Source organism: Desulfocurvus sp. (assembly GCF_023230885.1).
In the GTDB taxonomy this organism is placed as follows: Bacteria; Desulfobacterota; Desulfovibrionia; order Desulfovibrionales; family Desulfovibrionaceae; genus Desulfocurvus.
Genome location: NZ_JALNWM010000060.1, coordinates 1 through 15,451, shown reverse-complemented (window position 1 = coordinate 15,451; position 15,451 = coordinate 1). Strand labels below are relative to the sequence as shown.

General features: G+C 72.6%; 12 protein-coding genes and 1 pseudogene. 8 read left to right on the top strand and 5 right to left on the bottom strand.

From position 1 onward, the window contains the following. Nucleotides 1-484: 484 nt before the first annotated feature. Nucleotides 485-1,132 (bottom strand): response regulator transcription factor, encoded by a 648-nt coding sequence (locus M0P34_RS06135; protein WP_291497470.1) that lies wholly within the window; start codon nt 1,130-1,132, stop codon nt 485-487. Nucleotides 1,133-1,324: 192 nt separating this feature from the next. Here M0P34_RS06135 and gnd point away from each other — a divergent pair, with 192 nt between their 5' ends. Beyond that, a complete protein-coding gene (gene gnd / locus M0P34_RS06130) occupies nt 1,325-2,239 on the top strand; it encodes a phosphogluconate dehydrogenase (NAD(+)-dependent, decarboxylating) (protein WP_291497468.1) in 915 nt (304 codons plus the stop codon). A 2-nt stretch (nt 2,240-2,241) separates the two neighbouring features. After that, nucleotides 2,242-3,810: a glucose-6-phosphate dehydrogenase gene (zwf, locus tag M0P34_RS06125; protein WP_291497467.1), complete on the top strand. Its 1,569-nt coding sequence runs from the start codon at nt 2,242-2,244 to the stop codon at nt 3,808-3,810. 34 nt (nt 3,811-3,844) lie between these two features. Here the strand turns inward: zwf and M0P34_RS06120 are convergent, their stop codons facing one another. Further along, the gene (locus M0P34_RS06120; RefSeq protein ID WP_291497465.1) at nt 3,845-4,273 is read right to left on the bottom strand and encodes a hypothetical protein; all 429 of its coding nucleotides are present in this window, start codon (nt 4,271-4,273) and stop codon (nt 3,845-3,847) included. A 244-nt stretch (nt 4,274-4,517) separates the two neighbouring features. Between M0P34_RS06120 and M0P34_RS06115 the strand changes: the two genes are divergently transcribed. The 5 genes from M0P34_RS06115 (at nt 4,518) to M0P34_RS06095 (ending at nt 12,247) form a co-directional block, all read left to right on the top strand. Then, the gene (locus tag M0P34_RS06115; protein ID WP_291497463.1) at nt 4,518-5,366 is read left to right on the top strand and encodes a hypothetical protein; all 849 of its coding nucleotides are present in this window, start codon (nt 4,518-4,520) and stop codon (nt 5,364-5,366) included. Between the two features lie 41 nt (nt 5,367-5,407). Beyond that, nucleotides 5,408-5,785 (top strand): hypothetical protein, encoded by a 378-nt coding sequence (locus M0P34_RS06110; RefSeq protein ID WP_291497461.1) that lies wholly within the window; start codon nt 5,408-5,410, stop codon nt 5,783-5,785. Nucleotides 5,786-5,863: 78 nt separating this feature from the next. Then, entirely contained in the window at nt 5,864-8,542 is a 2,679-nt protein-coding gene (locus M0P34_RS06105) for a TIGR03960 family B12-binding radical SAM protein (protein WP_291497459.1), read from the top strand. A 99-nt stretch (nt 8,543-8,641) separates the two neighbouring features. After that, nucleotides 8,642-9,475, top strand: coding sequence for a DMT family transporter (locus M0P34_RS06100; RefSeq protein WP_291497457.1), 834 nt, complete (start codon nt 8,642-8,644; stop codon nt 9,473-9,475). A 120-nt stretch (nt 9,476-9,595) separates the two neighbouring features. Continuing rightward, nucleotides 9,596-12,247: a pitrilysin family protein gene (locus M0P34_RS06095; RefSeq protein ID WP_291497455.1), complete on the top strand. Its 2,652-nt coding sequence runs from the start codon at nt 9,596-9,598 to the stop codon at nt 12,245-12,247. 197 nt (nt 12,248-12,444) lie between these two features. Here M0P34_RS06095 and M0P34_RS06090 read toward each other — a convergent pair whose 3' ends face one another. Continuing rightward, nucleotides 12,445-13,590 (bottom strand): iron-containing alcohol dehydrogenase, encoded by a 1,146-nt coding sequence (locus M0P34_RS06090; RefSeq protein ID WP_291497453.1) that lies wholly within the window; start codon nt 13,588-13,590, stop codon nt 12,445-12,447. Between the two features lie 102 nt (nt 13,591-13,692). Then, entirely contained in the window at nt 13,693-14,052 is a 360-nt protein-coding gene (locus tag M0P34_RS06085; protein WP_291497450.1) for a cupin domain-containing protein, read from the bottom strand. A gap of 314 nt (nt 14,053-14,366) precedes the next feature. Here M0P34_RS06085 and M0P34_RS06080 point away from each other — a divergent pair, with 314 nt between their 5' ends. Continuing rightward, nucleotides 14,367-15,239, top strand: coding sequence for an Abi family protein (locus M0P34_RS06080; protein ID WP_291497448.1), 873 nt, complete (start codon nt 14,367-14,369; stop codon nt 15,237-15,239). Nucleotides 15,240-15,244: 5 nt separating this feature from the next. Here M0P34_RS06080 and M0P34_RS06075 read toward each other — a convergent pair. Next, a pseudogene (locus M0P34_RS06075) lies at nt 15,245-15,451 on the bottom strand (cyclase family protein); the annotation flags it as partial.

The following is a 15,451-nucleotide window of genomic DNA, read 5'->3' as shown; positions in this document are numbered from 1 at the left end:
CCCCTGAGCCGCCGGGCGCCCCGGCATCCCCCGGCCCCGCATCCCCGCTCCGTATCCCCATCCCGCATCCCCATCCCGCATCCCCGCTCCGCATCCCCCCGTCCCGTGCCAGGGCGTGTGGGCGTGGCGTGGCGTTTGGCTGCATATGCTGACGGAGGCCCCCGGGGGGCAGCATCAATGTAATGGACCGCCAGCCCCACCCCCGGGCGCGGGCAGCAGGGAACGGGCCGCTTCGCGATCTCGCGCCCCGCCCCCCGGCGCGGGGCCGGAATCGCGCCCGCCGGCATGCCCGGGGGCGGCGGGCAGCGCCCTGTGATCCCGTGCGTGCGCGGGGGAGGGGCCTCGGGGGCGCGGCTGCTGGAGTGTACCTGCGTTTGATCCCGTGCGTGCGCGGGGGGAGGGACACGGGGGCGGCGATTGTGCCGCCCCGTAAACCCTTCAGATCTTGTGGCGGGCGCGTGGGTGGACGCCTTGCGGCAGGCCCCTAGCGGAACAGGCCGTACTCGTGGGCGAAGGGAGCCAGCTCGGAGGCCGAACGCAGGCCGAGCTTGCGCACGAGGTTGGCCTTGTGCTTTTCCACGGTCTTGACGCTGATGCACAGCTCCTGGGCCAGGGCCTTGTTGCCCTTGCCCCGGGCGGTCAGGCGCAGGACGAGAATCTCGCGCTCGGAGAGCCGGTCCAGCACCGAGGGCTGGGCCGGGGCGTCGGGGGCGTCGGGGGCCTGGCGCACCAGGGCGTCGGGGATGTCCGGGCTGACGTAGCGCTCGCCCGCCAGGACGGTGTCCATGGCGCGCACCAGCTCGGGGGCGGTGGTGCTCTTGAGCGCGTAGCCGTCGGCCCCGGCGGCCAGGGCGCCCCGGATGCGGGCCTCGCTCTTGTGGGCGGTCAGGGCCAGAACCCTGACGCGCGGGAAGCGGCGCTTGATGTCGCGGATGGCCTCGGCGCCGTCCATGGTCGGCATGGACAGATCCATGAGCACGATGGCCGGGGCGGCGCGCTCCACCTGGCGCACGGCCTCCAGCCCGTCGCCCGCCTCGCCGACGACCACGAAGTCCGAGTGGGCCTCGAGCAGACTGCGCAGGCCTTCACGAACGATGTCCTGGTCTTCGACGAGCACGACGGTGCGTCGCATCGGTCCCTCCCGGGCGGGCCGCGGATTTTTCATGGGAGCCACAGGCATATCCGCCTGGGGAGCCGATGTAAAGCCGGGTTTTCCGGCGCGGGGCGGCCTGCGAAACGGCGCGGCGGCGCGGGCGCCCCCCCGCTTTGCCATCGGGGCCGAACGCGGTATGCTGGGCAAAATCGGAAACCGGGAGGACGGCGCATGAAACTGGCGATGCTCGGCCTGGGGCGCATGGGCATGAACATGGCCCGCCGCCTGCTTGGCGGCGGACACGAGGTCGTGGGCTGGAACCGCTCCGCGGACCGGGTGCGGGAGCTGGCCGCGCAGGGCGCACGGCCCGTTTTCTCCCTGCGCGAGGCGGTGGACGCGCTGGAAGCGCCGCGCACGGTATGGCTCATGCTGCCCGCGGCGGTGGTGGACGAACACCTGGAGGCCCTGCGGCCCCTGCTGGCCCCCGGCGACCTGCTGGTGGACGGCGGCAACTCGCCCTACAAGCGCGACCCCCAACGGGCCCGGGCCCTGGCCGAAGACGGGCTGCTCTATGCCGACGCAGGGGTCAGCGGCGGGGTCTGGGGCCTTACCGAGGGCTACTGCACCATGGTCGGCGGGCCGCCCGAGGCATACGAGCGCCTGCGCCCGGCCCTGGACACCCTGGCGCCCCCCGGGGGCCACATGCACTGCGGCCCCCACGGCGCCGGGCACTATGCCAAGATGATCCACAACGGCATCGAATACGGCATGATGCAGGCATATGCCGAGGGCTTCGCCCTGCTGGATGCCTCGCCCTACGGCCCGGGGCTGGACCTGGGCGCCGTGGCGCGGCTGTGGAACCGGGGCAGCGTGGTCCGCTCGTGGCTGCTGGAACTGGCGGCGGGCGCCCTGGAGCGCGACCCGGGGCTGGCGGCCGTGGCGCCCTATGTGGAGGACTCGGGCGAAGGCCGCTGGACCGTGGACAGCGCCGTGGAGCTGGGGGTGCCCGCGCCGGTGCTGGCCCTGTCGCTCATGGAGCGCTTCCGCTCGCGCCAGGACAATTCCTTCGCCGACCGGCTGCTGGCGGCCCTGCGCAACGAGTTCGGCGGCCACGCCGTGCGCCGCCCGGACGGGGAGGAGGGCTGAGCATGCCCGCGCCAGGGGCCGCCCCCACGGACTTCGCGCCGCCCATCTCCTTCGACCCCGCGCCCCCGGGCGGCGGGCCGTCCTGCCTGCTCCCCCCGCGCCCCTCGCCCTGCGCGCTGGTGATTTTCGGGGCCTCGGGCGACCTGGCCGCGCGGATGATCCTGCCCGCCGTGCACGCGCTGCACCGCCACGGCGCCCTGCCCCAGGGGCTGGCCGTGCTCGGCGCCGCGCGCACGCCGTGGGGCGACGAGGACTTCCGGGCGCACATGCGCCGGGCCCTGGAGGCCGCCGGGGGCATGGACGGCCCGGCCTGGGAGGCCCTGGCGCCGCGCGTGTTCTACCAGCCCCTGGACTACGCGGACCCCGCGGGCTTCGCGGCCCTGGCCGCCCGGCTGGACGCCCTGGACGCAGGCGCGGGCACGGAGGGCAACCGGCTTTTCTACCTGGCCACCCCGCCCACGGTCTACGCCGAAGCGGCGCGCGGCCTGGGTGCGGCGGGGCTGGCCCGCGAGGCGCGCGGCTTTTCGCGCCTGGTGGTCGAAAAGCCCTTCGGCCGCGACCTGGACAGCGCCCGGGCCCTGGACGTGGCCCTGCACGAGCACTTCGCCGAGCACCAGGTCTTTCGCATCGACCACTACCTGGCCAAGGAGACGGTGCAGAACATCCTGCTGCTGCGCTTCGCCAACGCCATCTTCGAGCCGCTGTGGAACCGGCGCTATGTGGCCTCGGTGACCTGCGCGGCCATGGAGACCCTGGGCGTGGGGCACCGCGCGGGCTACTACGAACGCTCGGGCGTGCTGCGCGACATGTTCCAGAACCACATGATGCAGCTCCTGGCCCTGGTGGCCATGGAGCCGCCCCCGGCCTTCGACGCCGAGGCCGTGCGCGACGAAAAGGCCAAGGTCTACCGCGCCCTGCGGCCCTTCGACCCCGCCCGGCTGGCCGACGACCTGGTGCTTGGCCAATACGGCCCGGGCACCCCGGGCGGCGCCCCGGTGCCCGGCTACCGCCGCGAGCCCGGCGTGGCTCCGGACTCCGCCACGCCGACCTTCGCGGCCATGCGCCTGTGGGTGGACAACTGGCGCTGGCAGGGCGTGCCCTTCCACCTGCTCTCGGGCAAGCGCCTGCGCGAAAAGCTCACCCGCATCGTGGTCCGCTTCCGCGAGGTGCCCCATTCCCTGTTCCGGCACATCCTGGGCGAGGACATCGGCGCCAACCGGCTCATCCTGGACATCCATCCCGGCAACGCCGTGTCGCTGACCATGCAGGCCAAGCTGCCCGGGGCGCGGCTGTGCCTGCAACCGGCGACCATGCGCTTCGACTTCGACGCGGCCCGCGCCCCGGCCCGGGCCCTGGACGCCTACGAAAAGGTTCTCCTGGACTGCATGCTCGGCGACCAGACCCTCTTCTGGCGCCAGGACGCGGTGGAGCAGTGCTGGGGGTTCCTGACGCCGGTGCTGGAGCGCTGCGAGGCCTGCGGGGCCCAGGGCTCCCCGGCTGAACTGCACGGGTACGCGGCGGGCTCGTGGGGCCCGGCCGCAGGGCTGGAGATGGTCCAGGAGCTGTTCTGAGGGCCGCGCGGCGGAAAACGGCCGCGCGGCGGGGCTATACGCTGCCCAGGCGGCCCGGGACGGGCCGGAACTGGCCCAGGGCGGCCTGGGCGTAGGCCTCCAGCGCCCGGCGGCGGGAGAGGGACTGGTCGGCGCGCAGGGGCTCGGCCGGAGCGGCCGGGGCGGCCCGCCGCCCGGAGGCGGCTTCGGCCAGCAGGGCCGCCGCGTCCAGGGCGTCGGAGAAGGCGCGCCCGGCCGGGGTCGGCGCGGCGGCCTCGGGCAGCTCCACGTCGCGGGTGGTCAGGTCGATGCCCAGGCTGCCCAGGGTGATGCCGATGGAGCGCGTGCGCACCGTGGCCCGGGCGCCGTCGGCGCGCAGGGCCTGGCCCAGGCGCGCGGCGCGGTCCTCCATGCGCTGGGTGCGCATGGCGTCCTGGTAGGCGCCAAGGCCTGCCGCTGCACCGGCCGCAGGGCGTATGCCCATGACGAACCCCGGCCCCGTGGGGCCCGGCTGGGGGTGGGTCGCGCGGCCGGGCCCCCGTCCCGGGGGGCCGCGCGGTCCGGTCTCCGTCCTGGAGGCGGGCCTGGCGGGCCGTGGCCCGCAGTGCTCCAATATAGGCCCGGAGGCCGGGCCTGGCAAGCCCGGACGCGATGTTCTTTATTCCGCGCCGAAAATGCTGTACAACCGCACGACGCGCCCTCGCCGGGGCGCAAGGGAGAAGAACCGCATGGCCAACCCCGTGCAGACGGTCATCCAGCATCTGAGCCGCGCCAAGGCGGCATTCCTCAAAGGCGAGACCCTGCGCCCCCTGGTTTCCGTGGCCGAGGCGCTCAAGATCGTCGTCACCACCAAGCTGCATTCCCAGGACATGGCCAAGATAGCCGGGCTGCTGCGCGAGAACCTCCAGAACCTGGGCAGGATGGAGGAGGTCGCCTCGCGGATTCCCGGCCCGCTGGCCTACCAGCCGGGGGGCGAACGCGCGCTCCTGGCCCAGCTCGTGCCGGTGATCAAGGCCATCCACGCCGACGCCCGCCGCGAGGACACGGGCGCCGTGCGCGAGCGCAAGCTCAAGATCGACCACGCCATCATCCACGGCACCAATGCCCTGCAAGGGGGCAAGGTCGAGGAGGCCCAGGGCTATTTCCGCGAGGCCGTGGAGCTTTACGCGGACGAACACGCCATGTTCCTGATCATCGCCGACCGGCTCCAGGCCGCCGGGGCGTTCAAGGAGTCCTTCGAGTACCTGCGCGGCGCCCTGGGCGTGAACCCCGACGACCGCAAGGCCTGCGAGATGGTCGTCACCGCCTCGGAACAGGTGGCCAACCCCGACCGGGGCCTGACCCTGCTGCGCAAGCTGTCCGAGAAAAAGGGCGCCGGACCGCACATGCACCTGGCCCTGGCGCGGCTGCTGGCCCTCAAAAAACAATGGACCCAGGCCGAGGAACACGCCCGCGCCGCCCTGCTGGCCAGGGAGGATCTCGTGGACGCCCGCAAGCTCCTGCGCCGCCTGGAGGCCCGCGCCGCCAAGGCCGCCAAGGCCGGGCCCGGCCTTGACAGTCCGGTTCCGAGTTCCTAGGTTCCCCTCTCCGAAACACCGCATCCAAGGAGCACCATTCCATGGCCTACGACATCCGGCTGGTGAAGCTGGTCAACGGCGAGATGATCATCGGCAAGTACAAGGACGACGACCAGGGCAAGCGCCTGGAGGACGTGGCCGTGCTCCAGACCGTGCCCACCCAGCAGGGCGTGCAGATGATGCTCCTGCCCTTCGGGTACCCCTTCGACAACGAGATCGACGCGGTCATCGCCTACACCCATGTGCTCTACGAGTACAAGAAGTTCCCCGAGGAACTGAAGACCAAGTATCTGGAGGCCGCCAGCAACCTGACCCTGACCGCCCCCGCCGGCGGCCTGGGCGGCCTGGGCGGCCTGGCTGGCGCCAAGGGCGCGCCCAAGGGCGGCGTGGCCGACCTGTCGCGGCTGCTCAAGAAGTAGGCCCGGCCCGGTTTCGCGTGCAAGGGCGGCCGCTGGCCGCCCTTTTTCGTCCGTCCCCGTCCGCCCCAGCGAGGGCCCATGAAAAAGCTTCTGCCCCTGTTCACCGGCCCCAGCCGCTATCTCGGCAACGAGCCGGGCTCGGTGCTCAAGGACCCCGCGGCCGTGGCCGTGCGCCTGGCCCTGGCCTTTCCGGACCTCTACGAGGTGGGCATGTCCTACCTCGGCCAGAAGATTCTCTACGGCATCGTCAACGACCGCCCCGGGTTCTGGGCCGAGCGCGTCTTCGCGCCGGACCTGGACGTGGCCGCCGTGCTGCGCGAAAACGGCGAGCCCCTGTGTACCCTGGAGTCGGACACGCCCCTGGCGGCCATGGACGTGGTCGCGTTCCACGTCACCCACGAGCTGTGCTACACCAACATCCTGTACATGCTCGAACTGGGGGGCGTCCCCCTGGAGGCCGCGGCGCGCGGCCCGCGCGATCCGCTGGTCATGGCTGGCGGCGGCTGCACCTTCAACGCCGAGCCCATCGCCCCGTTCATGGACCTGATGGTCCTTGGCGACGGCGAGGAGGTCCTGCCCGAGATCCTGGAGCATGTGGCCCGGGCCCGGGCCGAGGGCCTGCCCCGGGCGGCGCTGCTGGAGCGGCTGTGCCGCGTGCCGGGGGTGTACGTTCCGGCCCTTTTCGCCGAGCCCCCGGGCGGCGGCCTGCCCCTGGCGCCGCGCCTGGACGACTGCGCCCGCGTGGAAAAACGCATCCTGCCCGACCTGGCCGACGCCCGGCGCGCGGCCTTCCCCACCGGGCACATCGTGCCCTTCGCCGACACGGTGCACGACCGGCTGGCCGTGGAAATCGCGCGCGGCTGCACCCGGGGCTGCCGTTTCTGCCAGGCGGGCATGGTCTACCGCCCGGCCCGCGAGCGCGACCCCGGGGCCCTGGACGCCCTCATCGCCAAGGGCCTGGCCCGGACGGGCTTCGAGGACCTGTCCTTCCTCTCCCTGTCCACGGGCGACTATTCGGCCCTGGAGGAGCTGTTCGCCAAGAGCTTCGACCGCTGCCGCCGCTCCCAGGTGTCCATATCCCTGCCGTCCTTGCGCGTGGGTTCGGTGAGCGAGGGAATCATGGGCCTCATGTCCACCATCCGCCGCACCGGGGCCACCCTGGCCCCCGAGGCGGGCAGCCAGCGCCTGCGCGACGTGATCAACAAGGGCGTCACCGAGGACGCCCTGGTGGCCCATGTGCGCAAGCTTTTCGACCACGGCTGGCAGAACGTGAAGCTCTATTTCATGCTCGGCCTGCCCACGGAGACCGAGGAGGACCTGGACGCCATCGTGGACCTGTGCCTCAAGGTCCGCGACTGCGCCGGGCGCCACGTCAAGCGCTTGCAGGTCACGGCGGCGGTCTCGCCCTTCGTGCCCAAGCCGCACACGCCCTTCCAGTGGGAGCGCCAGCTGACCATGGACGAGGTCCGCGCGCGGGTGGACCGCCTGCGCGCCGGGTTCGCCCCGCACAAGCGCCTCAAGCTGCGCTGGCACCAGCCGGAGATGAGCTTCCTGGAGGGCGTGTTCTCGCGCGGCGGGCGCGAGCTGGCCCCCGTGGTTCGCGCGGCCTATGCCAGGGGCGCGCTGTTCGCCAGCTGGATCGACCACCTGCGCCTGGAGCCCTGGCTGGAGGCCCTGGCCGAACGCGGGCTGGACCCGCTGCACTACCTGCGCGAGCGCGGCGAGGACGAGCCCCTGCCCTGGGACCACCTGACCAGCGGGGTGCACGTCCGCTTCCTGCGCACCGAGCGCCGCCGGGCCCGGCAGGCCCGCCTGACCGACGACTGCCGCTACAACGCCTGCCGCAACTGCGGGGTCTGCAACTTCGGGGGCCGGACCTCGGAGCTGGCGCGCCAGGGCGCGCGCGAGGACATCCGCCCCCGGGTCGTCCACGCCGTGCGCGACCAGGCCGACGCCACGGGCGGCGCCGCCCACCAGACCGCCCCCGAGGCGCCCCCGGCCGCCGCACCGGAGCAGGCCCCGGCACAGGCCCCGGCGCCCCCCCCGGACAAGCAGGCCCAGGGCGCCCGGCCGCGCCCGCCGGACATCGGCGAACTGGCCCACAAGGCCGCGCACTACCGCGTGTGGCACACCCGGCTGGACGAGATGCGCTTCATCAGCCAGATCGAGCTGCAACGGCTCATCGAGCGCGTCCTGCGCCGGGCCGACGTGCCCGTGAGCTTCTCCGCCGGGTTCCACCCCCTGGCCCGGCTGTCCTTCGGGCGCGCGCTGCCCGTGGGCGTGGAAAGCCGCCGCGAGTGGTTCGACGTGTTCCTGCGCCGCGACCTGGGGCCCCAGGAGCTGGCCGCGCGGCTCACGCCCCACCTGCCCCGGGGCATGGACCTGCTGTGCATCGAGACCCTGGACCTGGGCCGCAGGACGCGCCAGGCCGTGGCCGAGGATTTCCTGCTGACCTGGGAGGGCGACGCCGCCGAGGCCGCCGCGCGCCAGGCCCAGTGGGCCGAGGCCCTGGCCCGGGCCGAGCTGCCCTGGACCCGCGAAACCAAGAAAGGCCCGCGCACCACCGATGTGCGGCCCTTCCTGGCCGGGGCCTGGCCCCGCGAGGGCGGGATGGCCCTGCGCCTGGACTGGAGCGACGGCTATGTAAGCCCCCTGCGGCTGGTGGAGCTGGTCAACCCCGGGATGCGCCCCGACCGCTTCGGCCTGTGCAAGACGCGCCAGTGGATGGACGCCCCCGACCCGGGCGAACCCCGCTGATTCCCCGCCGGTGCCCGGGCCCCGGCCCCCTTGCGCCGGGCGCGGCAAAGGGCTATCCCTGCCGCATCCCCGGGCACCGGGGCACGGAGGAGGCGCGCCGTGGCGCAAGATTCCCGCGCGGCGGCGCTCCTGGCGCTGACCGCCCTGCTGTGGAGTTCCGGCGGGCTGGCCGTCAAGGCCATCGACCTGCATCCCCTGGCCATAACCGGCGCGCGTAGCGCCCTTTCGGCGCTGACCCTGCTCCTGCTGCTGCGCGGGGCAGCCCGCCCGGCCCTGACCCCGGCGGGCCTGGGCGCGGCCCTGGGCTACGCGGGCCTGCTGGTGACCAACGTGGTGGCCACCAAGCTGACCACCGCCGCCAACGCCATCCTGCTGGCCTACACCGCGCCGCTCTATGTGGCCCTGCTGGCTCCCGCGCTGCTGGGCGAGCCCACCCGCCGGGGCGACTGGGCCTTCCTGGCCGCCGCCCTGGGCGGCATGGTCCTTTTCTTCTTCGACCGCCTCTCGCCCAGCGGGCTCTGGGGCAACGTCCTGGCCGTGGGCACCGGCCTGTGCTACGCGGCCTTCACCCTGTGCATGCGCGCCCAGAAGGACGCCTCGCCCGTGGGCTCGGTGGTCCTTGGCCACGCCCTCACGGCGGCCGTGGGCCTGCCCTTCCTGGCCCTGGGCCTGCCCGGGCCCGCCGGGGCCCTGGGGCTGGTCTACCTGGGCGTGGTCCAGCAGGGGCTGTCCCTGCTGCTCTATGTCTGGTGCATCCGGCGCCTGCCCGCCCTGACGGCCATCCTGGTCATGACCCTGGAGCCGGTGCTCAACCCGCTGTGGGTGGCCCTGGGCGTGGGCGAGCTGCCCGGGCCGTGGGCCCTGGCCGGGGGGGCGGTGGTCCTTGGCGCCGTGACCCTGCGCGCTGTGGCCGGGGCCCGGGGCGCGGGCTGAGGCCCGGCCGCGCTGGCGGCCCGGGGCTTGCCAATCCCCGCCCGGGACCTATTCTTGAGGCTTCGGGCGCACCCGCGCCCGGCCCGCGTCCTGTTCCACCAAGGAGATACGGAGTGACCCATGCTGAAACGGATCATCGCCCTGGCGGGAGCCCTGCTCATGACCGCCGGGATTAGTCTGGCCCACGCCGGGGAGGCCGCCCCGGTGCTCACCCGCCTGGAAAACGGCCTGGGCGTGCTCGTGCAGCCCGACACGCGCTTCCCCCTGGTCTCCCTGCGGCTCTATGTGCACGCCGGATCGGCCTACGAGAGCCCCCGGCGCTCGGGCATCAGCCACCTGCTGGAGCATATGGTCTTCAAGGGCAGCGCCCGCCGCGCCCCCGGCCAGGTGGCCGAGGACATCGAGGGCGCGGGCGGCTACCTGAACGCCGCCACCAGCTTCGACTACACCGTCTACATCATCGACCTGCCCGCCGAGCGGCTGGAGCTGGGCCTGGACGTGCTGCGCGACATGATCTTCGGCGCCGCCCTGGACCCCGACGAACTGGAACGCGAAAAGCAGGTGGTGCTCTCCGAGCTGGAGCGCGGCGAGGACACCCCGTCCAGCCGCCGCTTCCAGGCCCTGCAACCCCTGCTGTGGGGCGGCACGCCCTACGAGCGGCCCATCATCGGTTTCCGCGAAACCGTGGCCGCCTTCACCCGCCAGGACATCCTGGACTATATCGCCGAGTTCTACCAGCCGCAGTCCATGCTGGCCGTGATCGTGGGCGACGTGGACCCCGGGCGGGCCGTGGAGCTGGTGCGCACGCACTTCGGCGACCTGGTCAACACCGCCCCGGTGGCCCCGCGCGGCCCGCTGCCCGCCCCGCACCCGCAGGCCCCGCGCGTGACCGTGCAGCCCGGGCCGTGGAACAAGGTCTACCTTTCCGTGGCCTTCCCGGCCCCGGCCCTGGCCTCGGCCCAGGCCCCGGGGCTGGACCTGCTGGCCCAGGTGCTCGGCGGCGACCGCTCCTCGCGCCTGTACCGCAAGTACCAGCACGAGCTGGGCCTTGTGGACTCCATCTCCGCCTACGCCATGGGCCTCGAAGGCACGGGCCTGTTCTCCATCAGCGCCGAACTGGACCGCGACAAGCTGCCCGCCTTCTGGGCCGGGCTGACCGCCGACCTCGCGGCCCTGCCCACGGCCTCCTTCACCGACCGCGAGCTGGACCGCGCCCGGCTGAACATCGAGGACGACCTCTATTCCTCCAAGGAGACCCTGGGCGGGCTGGCCTCCAAGCTCGGCTACTTCCAGTTCTTCGAAAACGGCCCCCAGGCCGAGGAAAACTACCTCTACGCCCTGCGCCACACGGGCGCCGACGAGCTGCGCGCCCTGGCCGGGGCCGTGCTGACCCGCCAGGCCCTGGCCGGGGCCGTGCTGCTGCCCGAAGACCGGACCGACGGCGCCCCCGCGCAGGACCCCGCCGCCCTGGAGCGCGAGCTGCTGGCCGCCGTGGACGCCGCCTTCGGCCCCGGCTCCGGCTCCGCGCCCGGAGCCGCCACCCAGGACGGCCGACGCGGCGGCATCGACACCGTGGACCTGGGCGGCGGGCGGACCCTGGTCCTGCTGCCCGACACCACCCTGCCCTACACCTCGCTGACCCTGGCCGCCCCCGGGGGCGACGCCCTGCTGTTCCCCGACGAAGAGGGGCTGGCCGAACTGGCGGCCCAGGCCCTGACCCGGGGCACCGCCGGGCTCCCGGCCACCGAGTTCCGCGATTTCCTGGCCGACCGCGCCGCGTCCATCGGCGCCCGGGCCGGGCGCGATATGTTCACCGTCAGCGCCCGCTTCCCCTCGCGCTTCGCCGCCGAGCTGCTGCCCCTGCTGCGCCGGACCGTCACCGAACCGGCCTTCGCCGCCGACGAGGTGGCCCGCGCCGTCACCGAGCAGCAGGCCGCCATCCGGCGCCGCGAGGACCAGCCTATGGGCCTGGCCTTCCGCCACCTCTTCCCCATGCTCTTCGCCGACACCGGCTACGCCCGGTTCCACGAGGGCACCGTGGAGGGCGTCGCACGCTTTGGCCCGGACCAGGTGCGCGAATTCTGGCAGCGCCAGCGCCGCCAGCCCTGGACCCTGGCCGTATGCGGCGATTTCGACCGCGAGGCCGTGGTCGCCCTGGCCCGCGAGCTGGCCGCCGGGGAGCCCGCCGAGCCCTTCGTCTTCCCCCGGCCGACCTGGGGCGACCACCGCGAGCGGACCCTGACCCTGGCCGACCGCAACCAGTCGCACGTCATCGTGGCCTTCCCCGTGCCCGGGCAGCGCTCCGACGACAGCGTGGGCCTGGACGTGCTGCGCCAGGCCCTGGCCGGTCAGGGCGGCCTGCTCTTCCGCGAGCTGCGCGACCGCCAGGGCCTGGGCTACACCGTCACCGCCCTGCTCTGGCAGGCGCCGCGGACCGGGTTCCTGGCCTTCTACATCGGCACCTCGCCCGACAAGACCGCCCAGGCCCTGGAGGGCTTCCGCCAGGCCGTTGCGGACCTGCGCCAGACTCCCCTGGACGAGGCCGAGGTGGCCCGCGCCGCCAACCTCATCGCCGGGGACTACCACCGCGACCACCAGGGCCTGGCGGCCCGGGCGGCCGAGGCGGCGACCCTGCTGGCGCGCGGATTCCCCGTTGACCACGACCGCGAAGGCGTCGCCCGGGCCGCGCGGATCACCCCCGGCGACCTGCTGGCCCTGGCCCGCCAGTGGCTGGTCTGGGACCGGGCCTATGTGCTGACCGTGGAACCCTGACGCCGCGCGCCCCGGGGGCGCCCCGGCGCGGCCCCGTAAGGCGGGGCGCAGGCGCGGGGGGCGGGGGCCGGGAGCCTCCGCCCCCCGCGCGCTTTTCCCCTCGCGCCACTCCGGCGCGGGGGGACAAAAGCACGGCGGGCGCCGACCGCAAGGACCGGCGCCCGCCTGTTCAGGGGCAGGGGCTGGAGACGCCGGGGCTACAGGGCCCGGGTCAGGATGGCCCGGGCCACCTCGGGGGTCACGCCGCCGTCCTCGCCCAGGGCGGTCATGCCGTGGCGCCGCAGGGCCTCGGCCAGCCGGTCGGGGGCGTCGGCCTCCTCCACCCCGGCCGCGCGCAGCCCGGCGGGAATGCCCAGGGAACGGTACAGGGCCTCGATGGCCTGCACGGTGCGCTCGGCCAGCTCCGGCCCGGGCTCCAGGCCGAAGACAGCGCGGCCCATCTGCTCCAGCTTGGCCCCCTTGGCCTGCATGCGCGCGCGCAGCAGCCAGGGCTGCACCAGGGCCAGGGTGACGGCATGGTCCAGCCCGTAGCGCGCGGTGATCTCGTGGCCGATCATGTGCGTGGCCCAGTCCTGGGGCACGCCCGCGCCGACCAGCCCGTTCAGGCCCTGGTTGGCCGCCCACATCAGGTTCGCCCGCCACAGGTCGTCGTCGCGGCCCGCGAAATCCCCGGCCAGGGCGGCCAGGGCACGCAGCAGGGCCTCGCTGTAGCCGTCCTGGACCAGGGCCCCCGTGGGCCGCGTCAGGTACTGCTCGCAGACGTGGACGAAGGAGTCGACGATGCCGTTGACGAGCTGGCGCTCGGGCAGGGTCTTCATGGTGTCGGGGTCGAGCACGGCGAAGAGCGGCTGCACCGCGGGGGAATGGAAGGGCAGCTTCTCGCCCGTGGCCGCGCGGGTGATGACCGCGCCCGCGTTGGACTCCGAGCCCGTGGCGGGCAGGGTCAGCACCGCTCCCAGGGCCACGGCCTCGCGCACGGTGTGCTTGCGGGTCGGGATGTCCCAGCCGTCGCCGTCGTAGCGCGCGGCGGCGGCGACGTACTTGGCGCCGTCGATGACCGAGCCGCCGCCCACGGCCAGGATGAGGTCCAGCCCGTGCTCGCGGACCAGGGCCGCGGCCTTGTCCAGGGTCTCCTTGTGCGGGTTGGGCTCCACGCCGGAGAACTCCTTCCGGACGCGGTCGCCCAGGGCGCGGACCACCTGGTCGTAGACGCCGTTCCGCCTGATGGAGCCGCCGCCGTAGAGCAGCAGCACGCGGGCGCCGGGGTCGACGAGGTCGGCCAGGGCGGCGATCTGGCCCTTGCCGAAAAGGATGCGTGTGGGGTTGTGGTAGGAAAAGAGCATGGGCCCTCCGGGGTTGCGGTGCGCGGTGCGGGCGGGCCCGGGCGGGCCCGCCCGCAAGGAATAAGGCCCCGCGCGCCGATGTAAACCCCCGGCCGGGCGCCCTCAGGCCGCCTGGGGCTTGACGACCACCAGCAGCATCTTGAAGGGCTCCTCGGCGTCCAGGGCGTGGGGCACCCCGGCGGGCATGGCGATGGCCTGCCCGGCGCCCACGTCGTGGGCCGCGTCGCCGATGGTCACCCGCGCCCGGCCTTCCAGCACCAGGACCAGCGCATCCCCCGGCGAGGTGTGGGCGCTGATGCCCTCCCCGGCGGCGAGGCTGAACAGGGTCACGTTGGCCGTCGGCTGCTGGGCCAGGGTCCGGCTGACCACGCGGCCCGGCTCGCAATCCACCAGCGCGGCCAGCTCCAGGGCCTGGGCGAAGGGAATGTTCTTCAACAGTTCGGTGCGCATGTTCAGGGTCATGGCGTCCTCCTTGGTTCGGCCGCCCGGCGGCGGCGGGGTTCGTCCGTCGGTCCAAGCATAGGCACCGCGCGGGCGAACCCCTTTGAGGCACGTCAAAACCCGGCACACAGGCGGCGAAAAAACCTCACGGCGCCAGGGCGAAGGCGCGCACGAAGAAAAAACGAACAACGCGCGCATGTGCCAAATGGCATTGACAGGTCTATGGCAAATCGCTATCTGACTTTCACAACGATGAACAACACCCGCCACGCCTAGCGCACCCGCAAGGGAGCGATGCGAACCAGGGCGGGTTATTTTTTGGGCAGGAGCCACCGGTGGACCCGAGTCAGGAAAGCTTCGTCAAGCCTCCCTTGAGCCTCACGGCGCAGATCGCCTTGTTCCGGGAACGGGGGATGCTTGTTCCCGACGAGGCACGCGCGGAACGCTACCTGCAATTCATTGGCTACTACCGCCTTGCGGTCTATGGCGTTCCCTATAAGGTGGCTGACGACAACTACGCCGCCGGTGTCACGTTCGATGACATGCTCAAGCTGTATATATTTGACCGCAAACTTCGGCTTCACTACATGGATGCCATCGAACGGATCGAGGTCGCGGCACGCACGGCAATCAGCAACCACATGTCGCTGAAATACGGATCTACATGGTACTGCATCTCGGAATTATTCCGTGACAAATCGTACCATAAGGATTTGCTGAAATCCATCTGGCGCGAAACAGGGCGCCCCGATGTAACCAAAAACGGATCAAGGCACAGGTTCTGCAAAGCCTTCTATGACCGCTACGGCGTCCATCCCCCGCCGTCCTGGATGGTTGCTGAAGTGCTGTCCTTCGGCACATGGTCCAGAATATTCAAAGAACTGCACGAACGTGCGGACAAGGTCGCCGTGGCGCAGGCCTTCAAATTACCCTGGAAAGATTTCAGCAGCTGGCTGCACGCTCTTACCCATGTCCGCAACATCTGCGCCCACCACGCCCTGTTCTGGAATGCCGTCTTCACCATCAAGCCCGCGCTGCAAAGGCTCTCCCCCGGGGCGGACGATTCCAGGCTGTACGGTCAGACACTGGTCGTACGGTATCTTCTGGATGTCATCACGCGAAGCTCAAGCTGGGAAGAACGCTTGCGGTTTCTTCTGACCAAGTGCCCACGGCACCCTTCCGAGATGGGGTTCCCCAAAAACTGGTAACCCCCTCACGGCGCCAGGGCGAAGGCGCGCACGGGCAGGGAGCCCAGGGCGCGCACCGGCGCGGGCACGGCGAAGAAACGCAGGCCCGGGTAGGGCTCGGGCAGGGCGTCCAGGCCGGTCAGGTTCTCCACGATGGGCAGCCCCGCGCCCAGGAGCAGGGTGTGCACCGGGCGCTCGGGGTCGGCGGTGGAGTCGATGTTCATGGCGTCGAT

Bases quoted from the DNA above. Each gene is read 5' to 3' on its own strand.
- M0P34_RS06135 (WP_291497470.1), bottom strand. From the start codon at position 1,132: ATGCGACGCACCGTCGTGCTCGTCGAAGACCAGGACATCGTTCGTGAA.
- gnd (WP_291497468.1), top strand. From the start codon at position 1,325: ATGAAACTGGCGATGCTCGGCCTGGGGCGCATGGGCATGAACATGGCC.
- zwf (WP_291497467.1), top strand. From the start codon at position 2,242: ATGCCCGCGCCAGGGGCCGCCCCCACGGACTTCGCGCCGCCCATCTCC.
- M0P34_RS06120 (WP_291497465.1), bottom strand. From the start codon at position 4,273: ATGGGCATACGCCCTGCGGCCGGTGCAGCGGCAGGCCTTGGCGCCTAC.
- M0P34_RS06115 (WP_291497463.1), top strand. From the start codon at position 4,518: ATGGCCAACCCCGTGCAGACGGTCATCCAGCATCTGAGCCGCGCCAAG.
- M0P34_RS06110 (WP_291497461.1), top strand. From the start codon at position 5,408: ATGGCCTACGACATCCGGCTGGTGAAGCTGGTCAACGGCGAGATGATC.
- M0P34_RS06105 (WP_291497459.1), top strand. From the start codon at position 5,864: ATGAAAAAGCTTCTGCCCCTGTTCACCGGCCCCAGCCGCTATCTCGGC.
- M0P34_RS06095 (WP_291497455.1), top strand. From the start codon at position 9,596: ATGCTGAAACGGATCATCGCCCTGGCGGGAGCCCTGCTCATGACCGCC.
- M0P34_RS06090 (WP_291497453.1), bottom strand. From the start codon at position 13,590: ATGCTCTTTTCCTACCACAACCCCACACGCATCCTTTTCGGCAAGGGC.
- M0P34_RS06085 (WP_291497450.1), bottom strand. From the start codon at position 14,052: ATGACCCTGAACATGCGCACCGAACTGTTGAAGAACATTCCCTTCGCC.